This window comes from Streptomyces sp. NBC_01017 (assembly GCF_045162795.1).
Classification (GTDB): domain Bacteria; phylum Actinomycetota; class Actinomycetes; order Streptomycetales; family Streptomycetaceae; genus Streptomyces; species Streptomyces machairae.
On sequence record NZ_CP108683.1, the window covers coordinates 2748859 to 2770522 of the forward strand.

16 protein-coding genes are annotated in these 21664 nt (G+C 71.9%); 5 read left to right on the plus strand and 11 right to left on the minus strand.

Annotated elements, in window-relative coordinates; genetic code table 11:
- Window positions 1–44: 44 nt before the first annotated feature.
- The 4 genes from OG331_RS12750 to OG331_RS12765 form a co-directional block, all read right to left on the minus strand.
- Window positions 45–1328: an aspartate aminotransferase family protein gene (locus OG331_RS12750; protein ID WP_406195236.1), complete on the minus strand. Its 1284-nt coding sequence runs from the start codon at window positions 1326–1328 to the stop codon at window positions 45–47.
- Window positions 1325–2167, minus strand: a complete 843-nt coding sequence (locus OG331_RS12755) for a nitrilase-related carbon-nitrogen hydrolase (protein ID WP_406195238.1) — start codon at window positions 2165–2167, stop codon at window positions 1325–1327. The genes OG331_RS12750 and OG331_RS12755 overlap by 4 nt, the downstream gene beginning before the upstream one ends.
- A 231-nt stretch (window positions 2168–2398) precedes the next feature.
- The gene (locus OG331_RS12760; protein ID WP_406195240.1) at window positions 2399–4357 is read right to left on the minus strand and encodes a hypothetical protein; all 1959 of its coding nucleotides are present in this window, start codon (window positions 4355–4357) and stop codon (window positions 2399–2401) included.
- 154 nt (window positions 4358–4511) lie between these two features.
- Complete coding sequence (locus tag OG331_RS12765; protein WP_363045660.1) at window positions 4512–4772, minus strand: helix-turn-helix transcriptional regulator; 261 nt, start codon at window positions 4770–4772, stop codon at window positions 4512–4514.
- Between the two features lie 32 nt (window positions 4773–4804).
- Here OG331_RS12765 and map point away from each other — a divergent pair, with 32 nt between their 5' ends.
- Both map and OG331_RS12775 read left to right on the plus strand, forming a co-directional pair.
- Window positions 4805–5572: a type I methionyl aminopeptidase gene (gene map, locus OG331_RS12770; protein WP_406195242.1), complete on the plus strand. Its 768-nt coding sequence runs from the start codon at window positions 4805–4807 to the stop codon at window positions 5570–5572.
- Between the two features lie 196 nt (window positions 5573–5768).
- Window positions 5769–8330 (plus strand): ATP-dependent Clp protease ATP-binding subunit, encoded by a 2562-nt coding sequence (locus tag OG331_RS12775; protein ID WP_406195245.1) that lies wholly within the window; start codon window positions 5769–5771, stop codon window positions 8328–8330.
- Window positions 8331–8345: 15 nt separating this feature from the next.
- Here the strand turns inward: OG331_RS12775 and ggt are convergent, their stop codons facing one another.
- A complete protein-coding gene (gene ggt, locus OG331_RS12780) occupies window positions 8346–10139 on the minus strand; it encodes a gamma-glutamyltransferase (RefSeq protein WP_406195248.1) in 1794 nt (597 codons plus the stop codon).
- A gap of 117 nt (window positions 10140–10256) precedes the next feature.
- Here ggt and OG331_RS12785 point away from each other — a divergent pair, with 117 nt between their 5' ends.
- Together OG331_RS12785 and OG331_RS12790 are read left to right on the plus strand one after the other, a co-directional pair.
- Complete coding sequence (locus OG331_RS12785) at window positions 10257–11015, plus strand: hypothetical protein (RefSeq protein ID WP_406195250.1); 759 nt, start codon at window positions 10257–10259, stop codon at window positions 11013–11015.
- Window positions 11016–11131: 116 nt separating this feature from the next.
- On the plus strand, window positions 11132–12700 hold the full coding sequence (locus OG331_RS12790) for a CocE/NonD family hydrolase (RefSeq protein ID WP_406195252.1): 1569 nt from the start codon (window positions 11132–11134) through the stop codon (window positions 12698–12700).
- 226 nt (window positions 12701–12926) lie between these two features.
- On the opposite strand, the gene OG331_RS12795 is transcribed toward OG331_RS12790, so the two are convergent.
- The gene (locus tag OG331_RS12795; protein ID WP_406195255.1) at window positions 12927–13670 is read right to left on the minus strand and encodes an amino acid ABC transporter ATP-binding protein; all 744 of its coding nucleotides are present in this window, start codon (window positions 13668–13670) and stop codon (window positions 12927–12929) included.
- A 137-nt stretch (window positions 13671–13807) separates the two neighbouring features.
- On the minus strand, window positions 13808–14215 hold the full coding sequence (locus tag OG331_RS12800) for a DUF6278 family protein (RefSeq protein WP_406195257.1): 408 nt from the start codon (window positions 14213–14215) through the stop codon (window positions 13808–13810).
- Window positions 14216–14471: 256 nt separating this feature from the next.
- Here OG331_RS12800 and OG331_RS12805 point away from each other — a divergent pair, with 256 nt between their 5' ends.
- Window positions 14472–16238 carry an SGNH/GDSL hydrolase family protein gene (locus OG331_RS12805; protein ID WP_406195260.1) on the plus strand — a complete coding sequence of 589 codons (1767 nt, stop codon included), beginning with the start codon at window positions 14472–14474 and terminating at the stop codon, window positions 16236–16238.
- Between the two features lie 105 nt (window positions 16239–16343).
- Here OG331_RS12805 and OG331_RS12810 read toward each other — a convergent pair whose 3' ends face one another.
- The 4 genes from OG331_RS12810 to OG331_RS12825 all read right to left on the minus strand — a co-directional run bounded on the left by OG331_RS12810 (window position 16344) and on the right by OG331_RS12825 (window position 21294).
- Window positions 16344–17123 (minus strand): exodeoxyribonuclease III, encoded by a 780-nt coding sequence (locus OG331_RS12810; RefSeq protein ID WP_328421546.1) that lies wholly within the window; start codon window positions 17121–17123, stop codon window positions 16344–16346.
- Window positions 17124–17179: 56 nt separating this feature from the next.
- Window positions 17180–17815 carry an MBL fold metallo-hydrolase gene (locus tag OG331_RS12815; protein ID WP_406195263.1) on the minus strand — a complete coding sequence of 212 codons (636 nt, stop codon included), beginning with the start codon at window positions 17813–17815 and terminating at the stop codon, window positions 17180–17182.
- Window positions 17816–17879: 64 nt separating this feature from the next.
- On the minus strand, window positions 17880–19178 hold the full coding sequence (gene pcaC / locus OG331_RS12820; RefSeq protein ID WP_406195265.1) for a 4-carboxymuconolactone decarboxylase: 1299 nt from the start codon (window positions 19176–19178) through the stop codon (window positions 17880–17882).
- A 121-nt stretch (window positions 19179–19299) separates the two neighbouring features.
- A complete protein-coding gene (locus OG331_RS12825; protein WP_406195267.1) occupies window positions 19300–21294 on the minus strand; it encodes an SWIM zinc finger family protein in 1995 nt (664 codons plus the stop codon).
- Window positions 21295–21664 lie beyond the last annotated feature (370 nt).

The following is a 21664-nucleotide window of genomic DNA, read 5'->3' on the forward strand; positions in this document are numbered from 1 at the left end:
GCGTTCCCTTGCTCAGGTACTCACAGGTACTCAGGTGACTCCTGCTAGATGCTCCTCAGAGCGTTCTCGAGGATCGCGGCGCCTTCCTCGGCCTCCGCGACGGTGAGGGACAGGGGCGGGGCGATGCGCAGGGCCGTGGTGTTGTGACCGCCGCCCTTGCCGATGAGGAGGCCGCCCTCGCGGGCCGCTTCCAGCACCGCCGCCGCGGCGACCGGGTCGGCTTCGTCGGTGCCGGGCCGGGTGAGTTCGATGCCCAGCATCAGGCCCCGGCCGCGCACCTCCCGCACGTGCGGCACCTGCGCCGCGACGGCCCGCAGCCGTTCGAGGAGCAGCCCGCCGACGCGCCGGGCGTTGCCCTGGAGGTCGTGTTCCAGCAGGTACGACAGGTTGGCGAGGCCGGCCGCCATGGTGATCTGGGTGCCGCCGAAGGTCGAGATGCTGTTGGCGTCCAGGCAGTTCATGATCTCGCCGCGGGCGACGACACCGCCGATGGACATGCCGTTGCCGATGCCCTTGGCGAAGGTCAGGATGTCCGGCGGACCGGACCGGCCGTGCGCCTGCCAACCCCAGAAGTGGTCGCCGGTGCGGCCCCAGCCGGTCTGCACCTCGTCGGCGATCCACAGGATGCCGCGCTCGGCGAGCACCTCGCGGAAGGCGGCGTACAGCCCGTCGGGCCCGGAGGTGAAGCCGCCGATGCCCTGGACGGGCTCGGCGATCAGGGCGGCGGGCGGGCGGGTGTGGCCGAGGACGTCCTTCAGGTCGTCGACGCAGGCGGCGATGAAGTCCTCGTCGCCGAGTGCGGCGTAGGGACCGCGGGTGCGCACCCCACCGTGGACGTACAGCGTCTGGAGCGGGGACAGCGAGGTCGGGGACCAGCCGCGGTTGCCGGTGATGCCGACGGCGCTGAAGGAGCGGCCGTGGTAGCTGTTGCGCATCGCGAGGATCGTGTTGCTGCGCCGGTAGGCCGTCGCGAGCAGCAGGGCGGTGTCGTTGGCCTCGGTGCCGGAGGTGGTGAAGAAGACGCGGGCGTCCGGGATGCCGCTCAACTGAGTGATGCGCTCGGCGAGTTCGACCATCGGCCGGTTGAGGTACAGGGTCGAGGTGTGGATGATCCGCCCGGCCTGTTCGCTGACCGCCTTCGTCACCTCGGGCAGCGCGTGCGCGGTCATCGTCGTCAGGATGCCGCCGAAGAAGTCGAGGTACCGGTTGCCCGCGGCGTCCCACACGTGGCGGCCCTCGCCGTGGGTGATCTCCAGCGGCTCCTCGTAGTACAGGGCGAGCCAGTCCGGCATGACGGCGCGGTGGCGTCCCAGCAGGTCCTTGGTCACGGCTGCACCAGCCCTTCGTAGGCGTCGGGGCGGCGGTCGCGGTAGAAGGCCCACTGCTGCCGCACTTCGTCGATCACGTCGAAGTCGAGGTCACGGACGACGAGTTCCTCGTTCTTGTCGCTCGCGGTCTCCCCGACGAACTGGCCGCGCGGGTCCACGAAGTACGACGTCCCGTAGAAGTCGTTGTCGCCGTACTCCTCGACACCGACCCGGTTGATCGCGGCGATGAAGTACTCGTTGGCGACGGCCGCGGCGGGCTGTTCGAGGCGCCAGAGGTAGGAGGAGAGCCCGCGGTGGGTGGCCGACGGGTTGTAGACCAACTGGGCGCCGTTGAGGCCGAGTTGCCGCCAGCCCTCCGGGAAGTGGCGGTCGTAGCAGATGTAGACACCCACCTTGCCGACCGCCGTGTCGAAGACGGGCCAGCCGATGTTGCCGGGCTTGAAGTAGTACTTCTCCCAGAAGCCCTTGACCTGCGGGATGTGGTGCTTGCGGTACTTGCCGAGGAAGGATCCGTCGGCGTCGATCACTGCGGCGGTGTTGTAGTAGAAGCCGGACTGCTCGACCTCGAAGACGGGGACGACGACCACCATGCCCGTCTCGCGGGCGAGCTCCTGCATACGCCGCACGGTCGGCCCGTCGGGGACCGGCTCGGCCCAGGAGTAGTGCTCCGGGTCCTGGACCTGACAGAAGTAGGGAGCGTTGAAGACTTCCTGGAAGCCGATGATCTTGGCGCCCTGCCGGGCCGCCTCGCGGGCGTGCTCCTCGTGTTTCGCCACCATGGACTCGGTGTCCCCGGTCCAGGTGGCCTGGACCAGAGCGGCGCGTACGACGTTGGCCATGAGCTGCTCCTTCGACGGGACGTCAGAGCCTCTACGCCCGTAGAGGGGGGCCGTAGAGGCTCGAAAGTAAGCCCCTGGAACAGCCTTGCCAAGACCATCGTCGTTAACCCGCTGAGTCGATCACGTTTCACACTCCTGCGGGTGATGGATGGGGCCGGTGGGGTGGGTGTGACGGTAGTGGCGCCAGGGTGGACGTCACTCAGGGGCGCCTGTCGCCGGGGACCGAGGGCGTCACGCCGTGAAGCCGGCCACCCGCAGGGCGTGGACGAGGTCCCACTGGCACTCGTCCGAGACACCCTGCGCGGCTGCGAGGAGCAGCGGTACGAGCGTCTTCGGGTCGGGTGCGGCGCTGCGGGCGGCCTCCTCCGGTGTGCGGACGCGGACGTATGCGTCGAGCAGGGCGCGGACCTCGCGGTGCCGTCCCGCACCGGCCAGCCCCACGACGGCCTGTCCGATCTCGTTCGCGGGCCGCACCACGCCCTGGCGCAGGATCTGCTCCCCGTCGTCGGCACGCCCCGCCGCGGTCAGTGCGTCGGCCGCGGCGACGAGCCGCTCGGCGGGCAGCGAGGCGGCCTCCCACAGCAGGGTCGCCCAGTCGGCTCCGAGACCGGCACGCTGCATCTGGGCGGCGAGCAGCGGGATGCGGCGGGCGGGCCAGTACGCGGCCTCGACGAGCAGCGCGTGCGCCTCACCACTACGCCCCGCGGCGCGCAGGCGCAGCAGCGTCTCCACGACGCCGGCGACCTCCCGCCGGTCCTCGGCATCGGCGGGCCCGGCCTGCGGCTGGAGGTCCGGGGAAGCGGGCGCTTCCTCGGCGGCGCCGGCGAATCGGGCTCCGCGTGGGGTGCGGCGGGTGGCGACGGGCTGAGCGGGGAGGCTGGGCAGGGCGGTCGGCGGTACGGCTACGGGAGCGGCCTCCTCCTCGTCGATCCCGGCGAAGCGGGCGCTGCCTCGACGGCGTTTGCGCGGCGCCGGTCGCTCGTCGGGCCGGCCGGCTTCGCGGACGGAGGCGTCTGCCTGCTCCTCGACCGGGCGCGCCGCGTCAGCCATCGGCTCGGCCGCCGACGGGGCAGAGGCATCTCCACGCCCTCCGCGCCAGGTTTCCGGCGCCGCCCCGGACGCCCTCCCATGCTCCGCCGCCCCCGGCTGCGCGGCGCGCTGACGCGGCATGGTGTGACTGCCACCGCCGGCGGAATAGGCCTCGCTCGGCTGCGTACGGTCGACGGCCGCGGGCCCTTCGCCGCCGAAGCCCTCGCTGACCGTGCCCGCAGTGGCGGACCGGTCGCTTTGGGGGCCGCCGTCCCCGGACGGGCCGCGCCCGAAGCCGTCACGCCCGAACCTGTTGTCTCCGGGCCCGCCATCCCTGAACCCGTCGCCTCCGGGCGCGGTCGGTCCGGAGAGGCCGGCTCCCTCATACCGATCGCGTCCATACCGATCGCGTCCGGGACCGCCTTCCTGGAGGCCTCCCCCGAGGCCCTCACGTCCGAATGCGCCGCTGCCGGGTCCACCTCCGCCGAACCCGTCACCTCCGGACCGGCCCCCCTCGACGCCGGCGCCCCCGGACCCCTCGCCCTCGAAGCCGCCACCCTGGGAGCCCTCACCCTCGAACCCGACGTCGGCCCGGAAGAAGCCCTCCTCCCCCGACCGGCCCCGCAGTATCGCCTGCCCCCGTGCCCGCGCCGCCCTGCGGTCCGAGTCGGCCATCCGTGCGCGGAGTTCGGCGCATCGAGCGGTGGCACGTACGTGGTCGTCGCGGGCCCAGGCGAGGTCCAGGCGGATGGTGTCGACATCCCGGGGGTCGGGAGCCGAGGCGAGCAACCGGCCCAGTTCCGCCTGCCGTTCGGTGGCGTAGCGCTGTTCGCGGAGCATGACGTCGAGGCGGTCCCCGAGGGCGTCACGGCCGCCGGGTCGGGCGTCGTACGTGGCGAGGGCACCGGTGTGCAGGGCGCGGGCGCGTTCCGTCTCGGGGCCGGCGCCGCCGGGGCCGTACTGGCCGGCGAGGTCGTGCAGGAGTGACTCCACCACGTCCCAGGGCGGCACTTCGCGTCCGTCGAGGCAGGCCTGCATGCCCTCCGGGTCGCGCTGCCAGAACACCCCGCACCAGCCGCCGCCCTGGTCCAGGCGCGCCACAAGGCCGTCCAGGTAGTCCACGAACTCCCGCATCCGAGCCGGGAGTTGATCCACTGACATCGCCCAACTCCCGCCAGACCGGAGCACTCCGGTCCGTTAGGCAACACCAGTGATGTTACGAACGTGCTACGAGGAGTTTTCCGGCTGGACGCAGAGTACGCCGAGGCTGCCGGAGCGTGACGTGCACACCCTCTCGGGCCGCATGTCAGCAGCCTCAGGCGGCCGCTTCGGCGACCGGCGCGCAGCGCCCGACCAGTTCGTCCATCGACAGGCCGAGGGCATGCGCCACCGCCGCCACCGTGAAGAAGGCCGGCGTCGGCGCCCGGCCGGTCTCGATCTTGCGGAGCGTCTCCGCGGAGATGCCGGCGCTCGCCGCGACGTCCGTCATGCTGCGGCCGCCGCGAGCTTCACGCAGCAGCCGGCCGAGCCGCTCGCCGCGTTCACGCTCTTCGGGGGTGAGAGGGGTGCGCACCATGCGACCATTCTAATACCGGTATAGTAATTGGCATGGTGGAGCTGAAGACGAACCGGTCGATCGATGCGATGTACGAGGCGGGGCAGGTCGTGGGCCAGGCCCTCACCGCCGTACGCAAGGCCGCCGACGTGGGGGTTTCCCTGCTGGAGCTGGACGAGGTGGCGCGCGAGGTGCTGCGCGACGCGGGGGCGACGTCGCCCTTCCTCGGCTACCGCCCCTCCTTCGCCCCGGTCCCCTTCCCCGCGGTCATCTGCGCCTCGGTGAACGACGCGATCGTGCACGGCATCCCGACCGGCTACCGCCTGCGCGACGGCGACCTGGTCTCCATCGACTGCGGCGCCGAACTGGGCGGCTGGACCGGCGACTCGGCGATCAGCTTCACGGTCGGCAGCGCGCGCCCGGCCGACATACGCCTGATCGAGACCGCGGAACGGGCGTTGACGGCGGGCATCGAGGCGGCCGTCGTCGGCAACCGTCTCGGCGACATCGCCCACGCGATCGGCTCGGTGTGCCGGACGGCCGGATACGGCATCCCGGACGGCTTCGGCGGGCACGGCATCGGCCGCAAGATGCACGAGGACCCGTCGGTGCCGAACGAAGGCCCTCCAGGCCGGGGCATGCCGCTGCGGGCCGGCCTGGTCATCGCCATCGAGCCGATGCTCATCGCCGGCGGCGAGGACGGCTACCACGCGGCACCGGACGGCTGGACCCTGTGCACGAACGACGGCTCCCGCGCCGCCCACGCGGAGCACACGGTGGCGGTCACGGAGTCGGGGCCCCGGATCCTCACGGCACGCTGAGGCGGCGCCCCCGCCGGTGAGGCTCGGCGGGCGCCCTCGGGCGCCGTTTCCCTGAAGGTGCCCCCGGCCACCGATCGTGCGAAGGTGTTCTACGAACGCGGCCAGGTGTAACCGGCTTGCGCCCGGGTTACCCGACTCCGGCACGTCGATGAGCGAGGGCGACCCTGCCCGCGCAGGGACGCCGGATGGGAACGCCATGACCAGCGGCTTCACTGGTGGTCCGGAAGACTACGACCCCTTCGGGGAATTCCTCGCCCGCTTCTTCGGCGGACCGCGCCCCGGCCCCCGCCAGATCGACATCGGCCGCCTGCTCAGTCAGCCGGCCCGCGAGCTGGTGCAGGGCGCCGCCCAGTACGCCGCCGAGCACGGCAGCCGCGACCTGGACACCCAGCACCTGCTGCGTGCCGCGCTGTCCGCCGAGCCGACCCGGAGTCTGCTCACCCGGGCGGGCGCGGACCCCGACTCGCTCGCGACGGAGATCGACGAGCGGTCGGGCCCGGTCCAGCACCCGCCGGGCGAGGTCCCGCCGCCGACGTCGCTGTCCCTCACCCCGGCCGCCAAGCGGGCCCTGCTCGACGCGCACGACCTGGCCCGGGCGCGGGGCACCGGCTACATCGGCCCGGAGCATGTGCTCAGCGCCCTCGCCGCGAACCCCGACTCCGCCGCCGGTCACATCCTGAACGCGGCCCGCTTCGCCCCCTCCGGCCCCGGCATGCCGCCCGAGGCCTCGGACAGCTCCCAGTCCCGGCCCCGAGTCGACCAGCGACCGCGCGTCGAGACCGGTACGCCCACCCTCGACAAGTACGGCCGCGACCTCACCGACCTCGCCCGCCGGGGCCGTATCGACCCGGTGATCGGCCGGGACGAGGAGATCGAGCAGACCGTCGAGGTGCTCTCCCGGCGCGGCAAGAACAACCCGGTGCTGATCGGCGACGCGGGCGTGGGCAAGACCGCGATCGTGGAGGGCCTGGCCCAGCGGATCGCGGACGGCGACGTGCCCGACATCCTCGGCGGCCGCCGGGTGGTCGCACTCGACCTGACGGGCGTGGTCGCGGGCACCCGCTACCGGGGCGACTTCGAGGAGCGGCTCAACAACATCGTGGGCGAGATCCGCTCGCACTCCGACCAACTGATCGTCTTCATCGACGAGTTGCACACCGTCGTGGGCGCCGGAGGCGGCGGCGAGGGCGGCTCCATGGACGCCGGGAACATCCTCAAGCCGGCGTTGGCACGCGGCGAGTTGCACGTCGTGGGCGCGACCACGCTGGTGGAGTACCGCAGGATCGAGAAGGACGCGGCCCTCTCCCGCCGCTTCCAGCCGATCCTCGTCCCCGAGCCGACCACCGCCGACGCGATCGAGATCCTGCGCGGCCTGCGCGACCGCTACGAGGCCCACCACCAGGTCCGTTACAGCGACGAGGCGCTCGTCGCCGCCGTGGAACTCTCCGACCGCTATCTCACCGACCGCCGTCTGCCGGACAAGGCGATCGACCTGATCGACCAGGCGGGCGCCCGGGTCCGGCTGGGTGCGCGGACCAAGGGGACGGACGTACGGACCCTGGAGCGCGAGGTCGAGCAGCTGTACCGGGACAAGGACCAGGCGGTCACCGACGAGCGGTACGAGCAGGCCACGCAACTGCGCGACCGCATCGTCGAGTTGAAGCAGCGCATCGCGGAGGCCTCCGACAACGAGGAGGCCGACGAGGGGCAGCATCTGGAGGTCACCGCCGAGGCCATCGCCGAGGTCGTGTCCCGGCAGACCGGCATCCCGGTGAGCAGCCTCACCGAGGAGGAGAAGGACCGGCTGCTCGGCCTGGAGGAGCACCTGCACGAACGGGTCATCGGCCAGAACGACGCGGTGCGCGTGGTCTCCGACGCGGTGCTGCGCTCCCGGGCCGGACTCGCGAGCCCCGACCGGCCGATCGGCAGCTTCCTCTTCCTCGGCCCGACCGGCGTCGGCAAGACCGAGCTGGCCCGCGCCCTCGCCGAGGCGCTGTTCGGCAGCGAGGAGCGGATGGTCCGCCTGGACATGAGCGAGTACCAGGAACGGCACACCGTCAGCCGCCTGGTCGGCGCCCCGCCCGGGTACGTCGGCCACGAGGAGGCCGGGCAGCTCACCGAGGTGGTGCGCCGGCACCCGTACTCGCTGCTCCTGCTCGACGAGGTCGAGAAGGCCCACCCGGACGTCTTCAACATCCTGCTGCAGGTCCTGGACGACGGCCGGCTGACCGACTCCCAGGGCCGCACGGTCGACTTCACCAACACCGTCATCGTGATGACCAGCAACCTGGGTTCGGAGGCCATCGGCCGCGGCGGCACCGGGATCGGGTTCGGCGCGGGTGACGAGGAGGCCGACGAGCAGGCGCGCAGCGAGCGGGTCCTGCGGCCGCTGCGCGAGCACTTCCGGCCCGAGTTCCTCAACCGCATCGACGAGGTCGTCGTCTTCCGCCGGCTGACCCCGGAGCAGTTGGAGCGGATCACCAACCTGCTGCTGGACAAGACCCGTCGCCTGATGCGCGCCCAGGGCGTCTCGGTCGACTTCACCGGCGCGGCCGTCGACTGGCTCTCCGAGCGCGGCTACCAGCCCGAGTACGGCGCCCGGCCGCTGCGCCGCACGATCCAGCGGGAGGTCGACAACCAGCTCTCCCGGCTGCTCCTGGACGGCCGGATCGGCGAGGGCGGCCGGGTGACGGTGGACGTGGCGGACGGAAAGCTCACCTTCCGTGCGGAAGAGCTGCCGCCCGCCCCCGAGCTGTGACGCCCCACGCGGGCGCTACGACGCCGGCCGCACCACCATCGCCGAGCCACCTCCCCGCCGTACCGTCTCGGCGGCGGCCAGCCACTTCCCGTCCGGCAGCCGCTGCACAGCGGTGGCGGCGCCGATCTCGGGGTTGGGCTTGAAGGAGTGGCCGATGGCCTCCAGCCGGGCCTTCGACTCGCTGTCGAGCCCGGGTTCCAGCTCGGTCTGGGCCGCGTTGCGCTGGCTGGCGCGCGGCGCGGCGATCGCGTCGACCAGCGGCAGTCCGCGGTCGAGGAAGCCGGTCAGGGTCTGCAGCACGGTCGTGATGATGGTCGCGCCACCGGGCGAACCGAGCGCCACGACGGGCTTGTCATGCCGGTCGAGGACGATGGTCGGGGACATCGACGAGCGCGGGCGCTTGCCCGGACCCGGCAGGTTCGGGTCGTGCACGGCCGGGTTGGCGGGCGTGAAGGAGAAGTCCGTCAGCTCGTTGTTGAGGATGAAGCCACGGCCCGGGACGGTGATGCCGCTGCCGCCGGTCTGCTCGATGGTGAGCGTGTAGGAGACGACGTTGCCCCACTTGTCGGCCACCGTGAGATGGGTGGTGCTGTCGCCCTCGTACGTGGTCGGGGCGGCCGTGCCGCCGGCGCCGCAGGCCGCCGGGTTGCGCGGGTCGCCCGGCGCGACCGGGCTGGTCAGCACCGCGTCGTCCTTGATCAGGCACTCCCGCGAGTCGGCGTACCGCTGCGACAGCAGGTCCTTCGTCGGTACGTCCTCGAAGGCGGGGTCGCCGACCCAGCGCCCGCGATCGGCGAAGGCGATGCGGCTGGCCTCGATGTAGCGGTGCAGGTACTGGACCTCGTCCGCCTTCGACAGGTCCGTGTTCTCCAGGATGTTCAGCGCCTCGCCGACGGTCGTGCCGCCGGAGGAGGAGGGCGCCATGGAGTACACGCCGAGTCCGCGGTACGAGGTCCTGGTGGGCGCCTGCGACTTGGTGCGGTAGGCGGCCAGGTCCTTGGCGGTGAGGTCGCCGGGGCGGGCCTTCCAGCCGGAGCCCGGGTCCACGGGCGGGTGGTTGACCGTGTCGACGATGTCCTCGGCGATGTCGCCCCGGTAGAGCGCGCCGACGCCCCGCTTCGCCAACTCCGCGTAGGTGCGGGCGAGATCGGGGTTCTTGAAGGTGGAGCCGACGACCGGGAGGGCGCCGTTCGGCAGGAACAGCTCGGCGGTGTCTGGGAAGTATCGGAACCGGGTCTCGTTCGCGGCGGTCTGCGAGCGGAAGGTGTCGTCGACGGTGAAGCCGTCCCGGGCCAGCCGCTCGGCGGGTTTCAGCACGGTGCCGAGCCGTTTGCTGCCCCACTTGTCGAGCGCCTTCTGCCAGGTGGCGGGCGTGCCCGGGGTCCCGACGCTCAGGCCGCTGGTGACGGCCTCGGCGAAGGGGATCGCCTTGCCGTTCTCCACGAACAGGTCGGAGTCCGCGCTCAGTGGCGCGGTCTCGCGGCCGTCGATGGTCCGCACCGTACGGGACTTGGCGTCGTAGTAGACGAAGTAGCCGCCCCCGCCGACGCCGGCGGAGTAGGGCTCGGTGACGCCGAGCGCGGCGGCGGTGGCCACGGCGGCGTCGACGGCGTTGCCGCCCTTGCGCAGCACCTCGATGCCGGCCGCGGAGGCGTCCGCGTCGACGCTCGACACGGCGCCGCCGTAGCCGACCGCCACGGGGACCTTCTCGGGGCTGCTGTGCGCGGCAGGGGGCGCTGCGGCACCCACTGACACCACGGCGGCCGAGACCGCCAGAGCCGACAGTTTCCGCGCGACAGGGCGACGCATCCGCACCTCCAGGCAAGGGCTGTTGGCGCAGCCTAATCGATCGCCATGCCCCCGTCAGGAGCGCGTGACCCCGTGTGTCGAACAACGGTTTGCGTTGGCCCGCTACCATGCGCGCCCATGAATGACGACGTGCGCAACATCGTCCTGGGCGTGGTCGCGGCGGCCATCAGTGCCGCCCTCGGCTGGCTTGCCCGTACGTACCTGTGGAAGCGGAAACTACGCCGCAAGCAGGCATTTTTCGGGCTGCCCGACAATGCCGAGTCCCTGCTGGTGGTGAACCGCGGCGCCGGCGGACCCGAGCTCACGGTGATGCGATACGACGTGTTCGCGCTGCTCGAACTCGCGGCGCTGATCAAGGACTGCAACGCCCACGCCCAGATCATCCCGCACGACGCGGCACGCCAGGGCTTCGGGGAGCGCACCGAGTTCTGCGTCGGCGGCCCGGCGTCGAACCGCCGCATGACGGCACACCTGGCCTCCCTGCTGCCCGGGGTGCGGGTGAACGTCGACGCCGAACCCGGCCCGGACCGGGGCGCCGTCCAGATCGGCTCCGAGCGCTACCGGGTGGAGGTCGGCAAGGAGGAGTACGCGCTCCTCGCCCGGCTCACCGTCGGCGAGAGCCAGGGCCCCCGTCCCGTCTTCCTGTTCTGCGGGCAGACCGCGATCACCAACCAGGCCGCCACCCGCTACCTCGCCCGCAACCACGAGCGGCTGACCCGCAAACACGGCACCGGCTCCTTCGTCCTGCTGCTGAAGGTGGTCAACTCGCAGGCGTACGGCCCGGATGTCGTGGAGCTGGTCGCGGACGTCACACGGGCGGCGCAGGCACCGTTGCCGACACCCGCGCCCGCGCGAAATAGCCATCGCTCCTCCTGAGGTCCAACACATTCCAGTAATCGTTACTGGCACGTAACTTACCGACGGGTTACTTGCGGTAAGGGGCCGCGGTTACCGTCGGGTCACTTTGCACTGACACGAGTGAGGAGTGACCCGTGGGACACCAAAGCAAGGCCCTGCGCACGACCGCCGTGGGCGTCGTCTCCGCGACCCTGGTCGCCGGTAGCGCCCTCGGGCTCGCCCCCGCCGCCCAAGCCGCCCCGAACGGCGTCCGCTTCGTCGACATCACCGGCGACGGCGGCACCACCCTCAAGGCGAACGTCGTCACGCCGGACGGCGCCGACGGCTCGCGCCGCTACCCGCTGCTCGTCATGCCCACGAGCTGGGGCCTGCCCCAGGTCGAGTACTTCGCACAGGCCCAGAAGCTCGCGAACTCGGGCTACATCGTGGTCAGTTACAACGTGCGCGGCTTCTGGCAGTCGGGCGGCGAGATAGAAGTGGCGGGCCCGCCCGACATAGCCGACGCGTCCAAGGTGATCGACTGGGCGCTCGCCAACACCCCCTCCGACGCACAGCACATCGGCATGGCGGGCGTCTCGTACGGCGCCGGCATCAGCCTCCTTGCCGCCGCGCACGACAAGCGGGTCAGGGCGGTCGCCGCCCTCAGCGGCTGGGCCGACCTCATCGGCTCGATCTACGCCGGCCGCACCCAGCACCTCCAGGCCGCCGGACTGCTGGACGGCGCGAGCCTGGTCACCGGCCGTCAGAGCGCCGAACTCCGCCAGATCTTCGACGACTTCTACGCCTCCGACCTGTCCAGGGAACAGGACATCATCAACTGGGGGAAGAAACGTTCGGCCGCAACATACGTGGATCAACTCAACAAGAGCGGCGCAGCGGTGATGATGGCCAACGCCTGGGGCGACACGGTCTTCCCGCCCAACCAGTACGCGGACTTCTACGAGAAGCTGACCGGCCCCAAGCGCCTGGAGTTCCGCCCGGGCGACCACGCCACCCCCGAGCTGACCGGCCTGTTCGGACTGCCCAACGACGTATGGACGGACACCGAGCGCTGGTTCGACCACTACCTCAAGGGCGAGGACAACGGCATCAACCGCGAGCTGCCGGTCCAGCTCAAGTCCCGTTCCGCGGGGGACTACGAGGGCTACCCGGACTGGAAGTCGGTCGGCGCGACGAACAAGAAGATCGCCCTCGGCGGCAGCACCACGATCCGCACGAACGTCAACTCGGGTGCGGACGGCGGAGTCGTCTTCCTGTCCAGCATCCTCGACCAGGTGGCCCAGCTGCCCCCGATGGCCTCGATCCCGCTGCTCCCCCGGCTCTGGGCGGGCGTGTGGCAGTCCGAGAAGTACGCCACGGCCCAGCACGTGCGCGGCACGGCGAAGTTGCACACCACCGTCACTCCGACCAAGGAGAGCGGCACCCTCGTCGCCTACCTGTACGACGTGGGCCCGCTCGGCCTCGGCAAGCTGGTCAGCAACGCGCCGTACACCTTCCACGGACGTACTCCCGGGAAGCCGTTCGGCGTCGACCTGGAGCTGTACTCCACGGCCTACGACGTCCCGGCAGGGCACCGGCTGGCCCTGGTCGTCGACACGGTCGACCCGCTCTACATCGAGCACAACCCGTCCGGCGCGCGGCTGACCTTCTCCTCGCCGGCGAACGACCCGTCGTACGTGTCGATTCCACTGCGCGAGCAGTGATCTCCGGCCGGCGCCGGGCGGGTATGGCTCTGTAACTGCTGCCCCCTGCTGCCCCTGTTGCTAGGGGCCGTGGGGGGATCCCCACCCGGCAGCAGCGTCCCTGGTCGCGGCCGAGGTCACCACCACGGCTTTGGGGACGGACGGAACATCGTAGTCGAGGTCGGACGCGGAGGGGATTGCGGTGTCCACAAACGCCGTTCTTCTCGGCATGGGTCGTACTCCCCGCTCAGTGATGGAGGATCTTCGAGAGGAAGTCCCGGGCGCGCTCGCTGCTGGGGTGGGTGAAGAACTCCTCGGGGCTGCGGTCCTCGACGATGCGGCCGTCGGCCATGAACACGACGCGGTTGGCGGCCGAGCGGGCGAAGCCCATCTCATGGGTGACGACGATCATCGTCATGCCGTCCTGGGCGAGTTGGCGCATGACCTCGAGGACCTCGTTGATCATTTCGGGGTCGAGTGCGGAGGTCGGCTCGTCGAACAGCATCGCCTTGGGCTCCATCGCGAGGGCTCGGGCGATGGCCACGCGCTGCTGCTGGCCGCCGGAGAGCTGCGCGGGGTACTTGTCCGCCTGGTCGGCCACGCCGACGCGCTCCAGGAGTTCGTGGGCGCGCTTGTCGGCCTCGTCCCTCTTGCGGCCGCGGACCTTGACCTGGCCCAGCGAGACGTTCTGCAGGACCGTCTTGTGGGCGAAGAGGTTGAAGGACTGGAAGACCATGCCGACTTCGGCGCGCAGCCGGGCGAGACCCTTCCCCTCGGCGGGCAGCGGCTGTCCGTCGAGCTTGATCGTGCCCGACTGGACCGTCTCCAGTCGGTTGATGGCCCGGCACAGCGTCGACTTCCCCGATCCCGAGGGGCCGATGACCACGACCACCTCCCCCTTGCCGACGGTGAGGCTGATGTCCTGCAGGACATGCAGGTCCCCGAAGTACTTGTTGACGTCACGCAGCTCGATCAGTGGATCGCCAGCCATGCCCAGCCCCAGTCACTCTCAGCTGTGTAGCGGTTTCCGCAAACTATCCGGGCAAGAGTGTACTTAATACACGACACGCACTTTTCGGGCATAAGCCGTATTTACACCGAACTTATGTCGAACTGCAGGCCAGAGCCTTACGCTTCCGCGACTTCCGCATACAGCTGCGACAGCTCGGGCACCCCGCTCGCGGCCCACTCCCGCCCCGAGGCTACGACGTCGAACTCACGGCCGGACGCGAGACGTACGACCGGCTGACCGTCCGGCCGGATCTTCCACGCGGCTCCGGGCACGGTGCGCACGATGACGGTGCCGAGATACAGACCGGCGTCGTTGCCCAGCCAGGGCAGGATCTCCTCGTCCTCCCGCCAGCGCGGTACCAACTGGTCGACCGCCTCCAACGAGGCAGTGGTGTCGTCGAGTTCGACGCCCGCCCGGGACGCGTGGGAGCGCAGGAGTTCACATTCGGCAAGGAGTTCGGCGATGCCCTCGGGATCGGGGGCCCCGCGCTTCTCGCGCCGGTGGCCCAGAAAAGGGATCTTCATACGCCCAGCGTGTCATTCGTCCTGCCGAACGCACCACAGGCGCGCTGGCCGCCGATTCCGGTCGAGTTCACGCCGAGTTCGGGCATGGCGCGTTGACGGGTCACGGGCGCCTCTCTAACTTCTCGATGCGTCTTGCGTCTCGTCCGAACGTCTCAGGCGAACCTGTCGTCCGAGTGTCGCGCCTGAACGTCTCGCTTGAAGTTGTCATGCGCAGTCATACGCAGTCCTGAGCGGTCGTGAACGGGAGGAGTCGGAGTTGCGCCGACGTGTATGGAGTTCCGCGGTCGTCCTCGCTGTCTTCGCGGTCCTGGTGCCGGGGGTCTCCGCACAGGCGGCCGCCGAACGCAGAGCCGGGCCGCTCCCGCTGGAGCGGCTCTTCGACAACACGGCCGTCAGCGACGACGCCCGGCCCGCGGAGGCGGACTTCGACGGGGCGGGCGGCTCGCTGTCCGCGCAGGCCCTGGCGGCAGCCGGCTGGACGCCCGGCCGGGCGCTGACCGTGCAGGGAGCCCGGCTGACCTGGCCGAAGCGGCAGCCGGGCAAGGCCGACAACGTCCTGGCCGCGGGACAGGACGTGAAGGTGCAGGGGCGGGGTGACGCCCTCGCGTTCCTCGTGGCGGGCACGGACGGTTTCGACGTAGGCGGCGCGGGGGCGGTGTCGTACACCGGCGGCGCCCGCTCGACCTACAGCCTGACCGCCCCCGACTGGCGCACCGGCCCGCTCGCCACCAAGGCGGTGGCCCTGTCGCACATCAACACCCCGAACGGCCAACTCGCCGAGCGGGCGCGGCTGTACGTCGTCACCGTGCCGATCCTGGCGGGGCGCGAGGTCGCGTCCGTACGGCTGCCGCGGGCGACCGGGCTGCATGTGTTCGCGCTGGCGGTACGGGCCCCGGCCACCGGCTGGACGGGGAGTTGGGCGGCCGCGACGGGCGGCTATCCGACCGTGGGGCCGTGGAGCGACCGGACGCTGCGCCTGGTGGTGCACACCTCGGCGGGCGGGCCGCGGGTGCGGCTGCGGTTCGACAACACCTTCGCGGCGGCGCCCGTGCGGATCGGCAGGGCCACGGTGGCGGTGCAGGCGGCGGGCGCGGCGGCGAAGGCGACGCCCGTCCGGGTGCTCTTCCGGGGTGCCGCGGGCGTCGAGATCCCGGCCGGGGCACAGGCGTACAGCGATCCGCTCGGGTTCCAGGTGCCCGCGGACAGCAATCTCCTCGTGAGCTTCCATCTGCCCGGGACCGTGCCGGCCGCGCCGGTGCACCGGCTCGCGCAGCAGCGGTCGTACGTGAGCGCACCGGGCGACCACACGGCGGACGTCTCCGCATCGGCCTACCCCACCGTCCTGACCAGCTGGCCGCTGCTGACCGGTGTCGACGTGAGCGGTGGGCCGGGGTCCGTGGTGCTGCTGGGGGACTCGATCACCGACGGCGAGAAGTCCACGACGGACGCCAACCGGCGGTGGCCCAATGTGCTGGCCACACGGCTGTTGAACCAGAATGTGGTCCCCCGCTATGGGGTGCTCAACCAGGGGATCTCCGGCAACCGTGTGGTCTCCGACCGGTATCCCGGTGACGGGGTGTCCACGGACACGGCCGGGGTGAGCGCCCTGTACCGGTTCGACCGGGATGTCCTGGCCCAGACGTCGGCGCGTACGGCGGTGGTGTTCGAGGGCATCAACGATGTGCGCTGGGGCACGACCGCGGAGCAGGTCATCGCCGGGCTGCGCGCGATCGCGGACCGGGGGCATGCGCGAGGGCTGCGGATGCTGGCGGCGACGATCCTGCCGTGCGAGGGAGAGGCGCGGTGCACGGCCGCCGTCGACGCCGAACGGGTCGCGGTGAACCAGTGGATCCGCTCCGGCACCGCGTTCGACGGCGTGCTCGACTTCGACGCGGTGGCACGGGACCCCGCGCGGCCGTCCCGGCTGCTGCCCGCGTACGACAGCGGGGACTATCTGCATCCCGGGGACACGGGGCTCGCTGCGCTGGCTCGGTCGGTGGATCTGCGGGCGCTGGTGCGGTGACGCCGTGCGGCGTCACGGTGGCCGTCCGGGGGCTCTGCCCGCGAACCCCCGTATCGGCCTGAACGACCTCGTCCTCAAACGCCGGACTGGCTGGAGGGCGTCGCCCTACACGTCGAGATCCACGACCACCGGCGCGTGGTCAGAGGCGCCCTTGCCCTTGCGCTCCTCGCGGTCCACGTACGAGTCGGTGACCGCCTTGGCGAACGGCTCGTTGCCGTACACCAGGTCGATGCGCATGCCGCGGTTCTTGGGGAAGCAGAGCTGGCGGTAGTCCCAGTACGTGTACGGGTGGTCGTACTTGAGGGGGCGCGGGACCACGTCGGACAGGCCGGACTCGCGCAGGGAGGCGAGGGCGGCGCGCTCGGCGGGCGTGACATGGGTGAGGCCCTCGAAGGCGGCCACGTCGTAGACGTCGTCGTCCGTCGGCGCCACGTTGTAGTCGCCCATCACCGCGAACGGGCGGCTGCCGCCCGCGTCGCCGGCCACGGCCGCCTTGAGGGCCTCGAACCACTGGAGCTTGTACGCGTAGTGGGGGTGGTCCACCTCACGGCCGTTCGGCACATACACCGACCAGACGCGGATCGGGCCGCAGGTCGCGGAGATGGCTCGGGGCTCGACGACATCGTCGAAGCCGGGGTCGCCCGGCAGGCCCTTGACGACGTCCTTGAGGCCGACGCGGGAGAGCACCGCCACGCCGTTCCACCGGCCGGTCGCGTTGACCGCCGCCTCGTAGCCGAGGTCGCGCAGCGGGTCGAACGGGAACTGGTCCTCGGCAACCTTGGCCTCCTGGAGGCACAGCACGTCGGTGCCGCTGCTCTCCAGCCAGGCCAGGAGCCTCGGCAGGCGGGCGGTGATCGAGTTCACGTTCCAGGTCGCGATGCGCATGCCTGACAACCTACCGGGCGGGACTGACAACCCGGTCCCGCCCGGGGTGGGACCGCTCACACCTCCGCCGAGTCCCCCGGCGTCAGGCGCAGGTGCTCGGCGCCGCCGAGGCCGCCGATCTGGCGGTCGTAGATCGGCCGGGCCAGGTCGGTGAGCAGGGCGTCGTGGATGTCGTAGGTGCGCTGCGGCTTGACCTCACGGACGTAGTCGATGACCTCAGCGATCTTGTTCCAGGGGGCCATGACCGGCAGCATCAGCGTCTCCACCGGGCGGTCGGGAACGGTGAGGGCGTCGCCGGGATGGAAGACCTTGCCGCCGTCGACGAGGTAGCCGACGTTGGTGATGCGCGGGATGTCCGGGTGGATGACGGCGTGCAGTTCGCCGTGGACCTGGACGTCGAAGCCGGCGGCGGTGAAGGTGTCGCCGTGGCCGACGGTGTGCACACGGCCCGGGAACGCTGCCGCGATCTGCTCCGCGACGGAGCCGAGCGTCCAGATCTCGGCGGCCGGATCGGCCTCCATGGCCGCCCGCAGCCGTCCCTCGTCGAAGTGGTCGGGGTGCTCGTGCGTGACGAGGATCGCATCCGCGCCGAGCGCGGCGTCCTCCTCGCTGAATCCGCCGGGGTCGAGAACCAGCGTCTGCCCGTTCTTCTCGAGCCGGACGCAGGCGTGCGACTTCTTCGTGAGCTTCATGGCTCCATCCTGACGCGCGCCGGTTGCGGATGCCCGCTCCTGCGGATCCGACCGCTGCGGGTCCTCACTCCTGCGGAGTGGTCTCCTCCCTTATGACCTGCTGGGCGACCTTGAAGGCGCTGTTCGCCGCCGGCACGCCGCAGTAGACGGCCGCCTGCAGCAGCACTTCCTTGATCTCGTTCGGCGTGAGGCCGTTGCGCAGGGCGGCGCGGGTGTGGAAGGCGAGTTCGTCCATGTGACCGCCGGCGACCAGGGCGGTGAGGGTGACACAGCTGCGGGAGCGCCGGTCGAGCCCGGGTCTGTCCCAGATCTCACCCCAGGCATACCGCGTGATGAACTCCTGGAAGTCCCCCGAGAACTCGTCCGCCTGCGCCAGCGCCCGGTCGACGTGCGCGTCCCCGAGCACCTCGCGCCGGACCTTGATCCCCGCGTCGTACGGGTCCGGGCGTCCCGTCGTCTGCGGTGCCACGACGGCCGGGGCGATCTCGGCGACGGGCGCGGGCTGGGCGGGCGGGGCGACCAGGACCGGCTTGACGGGGGCGGCGACGATGGCCATCTGGCCGGTCGTGGAGTCGTACGCGGGCTGCCAGGCGGTGGAGAAGTGCCGGACCAGCAGATCGGTGACGGCGGCGGGCTGCTCGACCGGTACGAGGTGGGAGGCGCCGGGTACGACGGCGAGACGGGCGTCCGGTATCCCGGCGACCAGCGTGCGGGCCTCGGCGGGGCCGGTGACCTGGTCGTCCGAGCCGACGAGGACGAGCGTGGGCACCGTGACGCCGCCGAGCTGCGGCCGTACGTCGAAGGAGGCGAGCGCCTCGCAGGCGGCGATGTAGCAGCCGGGGTCGGTGGTGCGCACCATCTGCACGGCCCACTCGGTGATGGCGGGCTGGGCCGCGGCGAAGCCGGAGGTGAACCAGCGGTCGGGCGAGGTGCGGGCGATGGGGTCGAGGCCGTTCGTGCGTACGATCACGCCCCGCTGGCGGAACTCGTCCGCCGTGCCGAACCGGGGCGAGGCTGCGATGAGCGCGAGCGAGGCGACGCGCTCCGGGTGGCGCAGGGCGAGTTCGATGCCGAGTGCGCCGCCGAGCGCGCAGCCCGCATAGCCGAAGCGCTGCACGCCGAGGCCGTCGAGGGTGGCGAGCAGCCGGTCGGTGAGCTCGGCCACGGAGCCCGCCGGGTACGCGGGCGCGCCACCGTGCCCCGGCAGGTCGAACCGGAACACCCGCCACTGCTGGGTCAGCTCGGGGACCTGCCGGTCCCACATGTGCCAGGTGGTGCCGAGCGAGGGGCCGAGGATGAGGACCGGGGCGTCTTCCGGGCCGTCGAAGCGGTACTGGAGGGCTGGGGTCTTCGTCTCACTCACTGCTCCACGCTAACCGCCCTTTCCGAGCACCGGACCCCTGGGCCCCAGGTCCTCACACCTGGCTCCCTCACATCAGCGAGGAACTCTCACACGGCCTTCACGGGAAACCGGTTCAAGTCGGTCAGCCTTCCGGCGAGGCACCGAGACCTGTCAGGGCGCCGACCGGGTCGAGGTCGGGGGTGCCACGGGGCCACCAGTCGTCGTGGCCCGGCTCCGATTCGTACGGGTACCACAGGCCGTCCCGGCCGAGGCGGAGCTGGACATGGCCGCGGGGGTGGGTGAGGTGGTTGCGCCACGGGCGGAAGGCGGGGAGGTCCGCGGCGAGCAGAAGCGGGCGGGCGCGGTCGAAACGGCCGGCCGGCGGATCCCAGGGCTCCTCGAGCACGGCGAGCCCTTCGAGACCGCCCTGCCGCCAGGCGGCGACCGCACGGGCCAGGTCGGCCGGGGTGCGGTCGGCTGCGGCGGACAGGGATGAGTACAGGGCACGAGTGCCTGCGGTGAGGCCGGAACCGGGACGGGCGGCGGCGAGCCGGACCGCGTCCTGCCACAGCGTCAGGTCGGCCACCGTGTCGCGGCCGGTACTGAGGAGGGCGTGCGCCCGGGCTGCCGCGTCGGTCGCCAGCTGGTCCAGCGCGAAGGGGTCCGGGCCGCCCGGGGCCGCCGGGTAGGCGGGCGGCTGCTCGGGGTGCGCAGGCACGGGCGACGGGGCGGGAAGCGGGGGGAGTCGGCGGTCGGGGGCCAGGGCATCGGTGGCCCGTACGCCCACCGGTGAAGCCGGTTCCTTTTCCTGTGCGGCGCGTGCCGCGCGGGCGGCGTTGCGGCGGGACAGGGCGTCGAGCAGCGCGCGTTCGCCCCGGCCGCGCAGCAGGAGCAGTACGAAGGGGTCGGCGTCCAGCAGGCGTGCGGTCTGGTAGCAGAGGGCGGCGGCGTGTTTGCAGGGGTGGCCGCGGTCGGGGCAACTGCAATGGGGGTCGAGGTCACCGGGCCCCGGCAGCAGCGACACCCCGCAGTCGGCCAGGGACTGGGGCATCTCCTTGTCCAGCAACGCCGCGATGTGCCCCGGCCGTTCGGCCACGGCGTCCAGCAACCGTGCCCAGTCGGCGTCCTCCAGCGTCCGCAGCCGCACCTGCACGCGGTACGGCCGCGGACGGCTGCCCCGCACATACGCCAGCACGAGCCCCGGCGTCACGGTGATGGCATCGACGTGCCCCTCCTGCGCGTAACCGCGTCCGCGGACCAGCCGCTTGGGGTCGAGCGCGCCTTCTTCCAGTGCCGTCACCCAGGCGTTGCCCCACCAGGTCTCGGCAAAGCGGCCGTCGTCCGCCGGGCGGGGCGCGAAGGCGGGGAACGTACGCCGGAGTTCGCCGTCCCGGCCGGGGGCGGCCATGGAACGGGGGACTTGAGGGGTGGCGGGGGCAACGGGGGTTGCGGCGGTGGCGGGTCCGGGCGCGGTGCCGGCGGCGGGGTCAGGGTCGGGGTCGGGGTCGGGGTCGGCCGGAGGCTGTGCGGGATCGCCGCCGGAGCGGACTGAGGGCGGTGCGGGTGAGTCCTCCACCGGGTGCGCGGGGCTTGACGGGGCTGAGGGCGAGGCCGAGGTGGTGGGGCTCGCCGGCGTGTTCCGCCGCTGTGCAGTCGGATCCGGCATCGCGCCGGCCCCCGAGTCGTCCTCGTCGGGCGAGTCCGAGGGCGGCATCTGGAAGGCACCCGCGAGCCAGCGGCGCACCTCAAGGGCACGCCGGTTCTCGGTGCCGCCGGCCGGGGTCCGTCGGCCTTCGGCGCCGGTGGGCGCGGTGCGTCGCGGTCGCGGCGTGCCGTGGGCTGCCCGGTCGGCTTCCTCCGCCTGGGCCCGCCGCCTCTCCCCGCGCGCGGCGCGCAGCGCTTCCCGGGCGGCGTCCGCGGGACGCGACCCCCGTGGGCCGGTCTCGATGCCGAGCACGCGCGGTGCGGGTTCCGATGCGGGGCGGGACCGGTCCCCGTTCTCGTCGGGGGCGAGGTGCGCGGCAGGTCGCGCCTCGGGCCCGTCACCGTCCGACGCGTCGGGACCTTCCCCGTGGGTGTCCGGCGCGTCCGGGCCGTCGTAAGAGGCCCCAACCTGGCCCGTGTTCCCCTCGGACACCCTCTCCCGCTGTTCCCGCGCAGCCCGCAACGCCCGGCGTGCAAGGTCGGCCGGCCGGGGCACGGGCTCCTCGTCGCGACGCACCCCACCCGGTCGACTCGGCTCGTCCTGCCGGCTCAGCCCGCCCCGACCAGGCTCGTCCTGCCGACTCGGATGACCGTCCGGACTCGGCTCAGCCTGCCGACCAGGCGCCCCCTGCTGACCTTGCTCGCCGTGCTGACCCTGCTCGCCATGCTGACCCAACTCGCCGTGCTGGCCCAGCTCGTCCCGCCAGCCAGGCGCACCCTGCCCACCCCACCGACCAGGCTCGTGCTGCCGACCAGGCTCGTGCTGCCGGCTCGCTTCCCCCTCCCGACTGGACTCGTCCCTC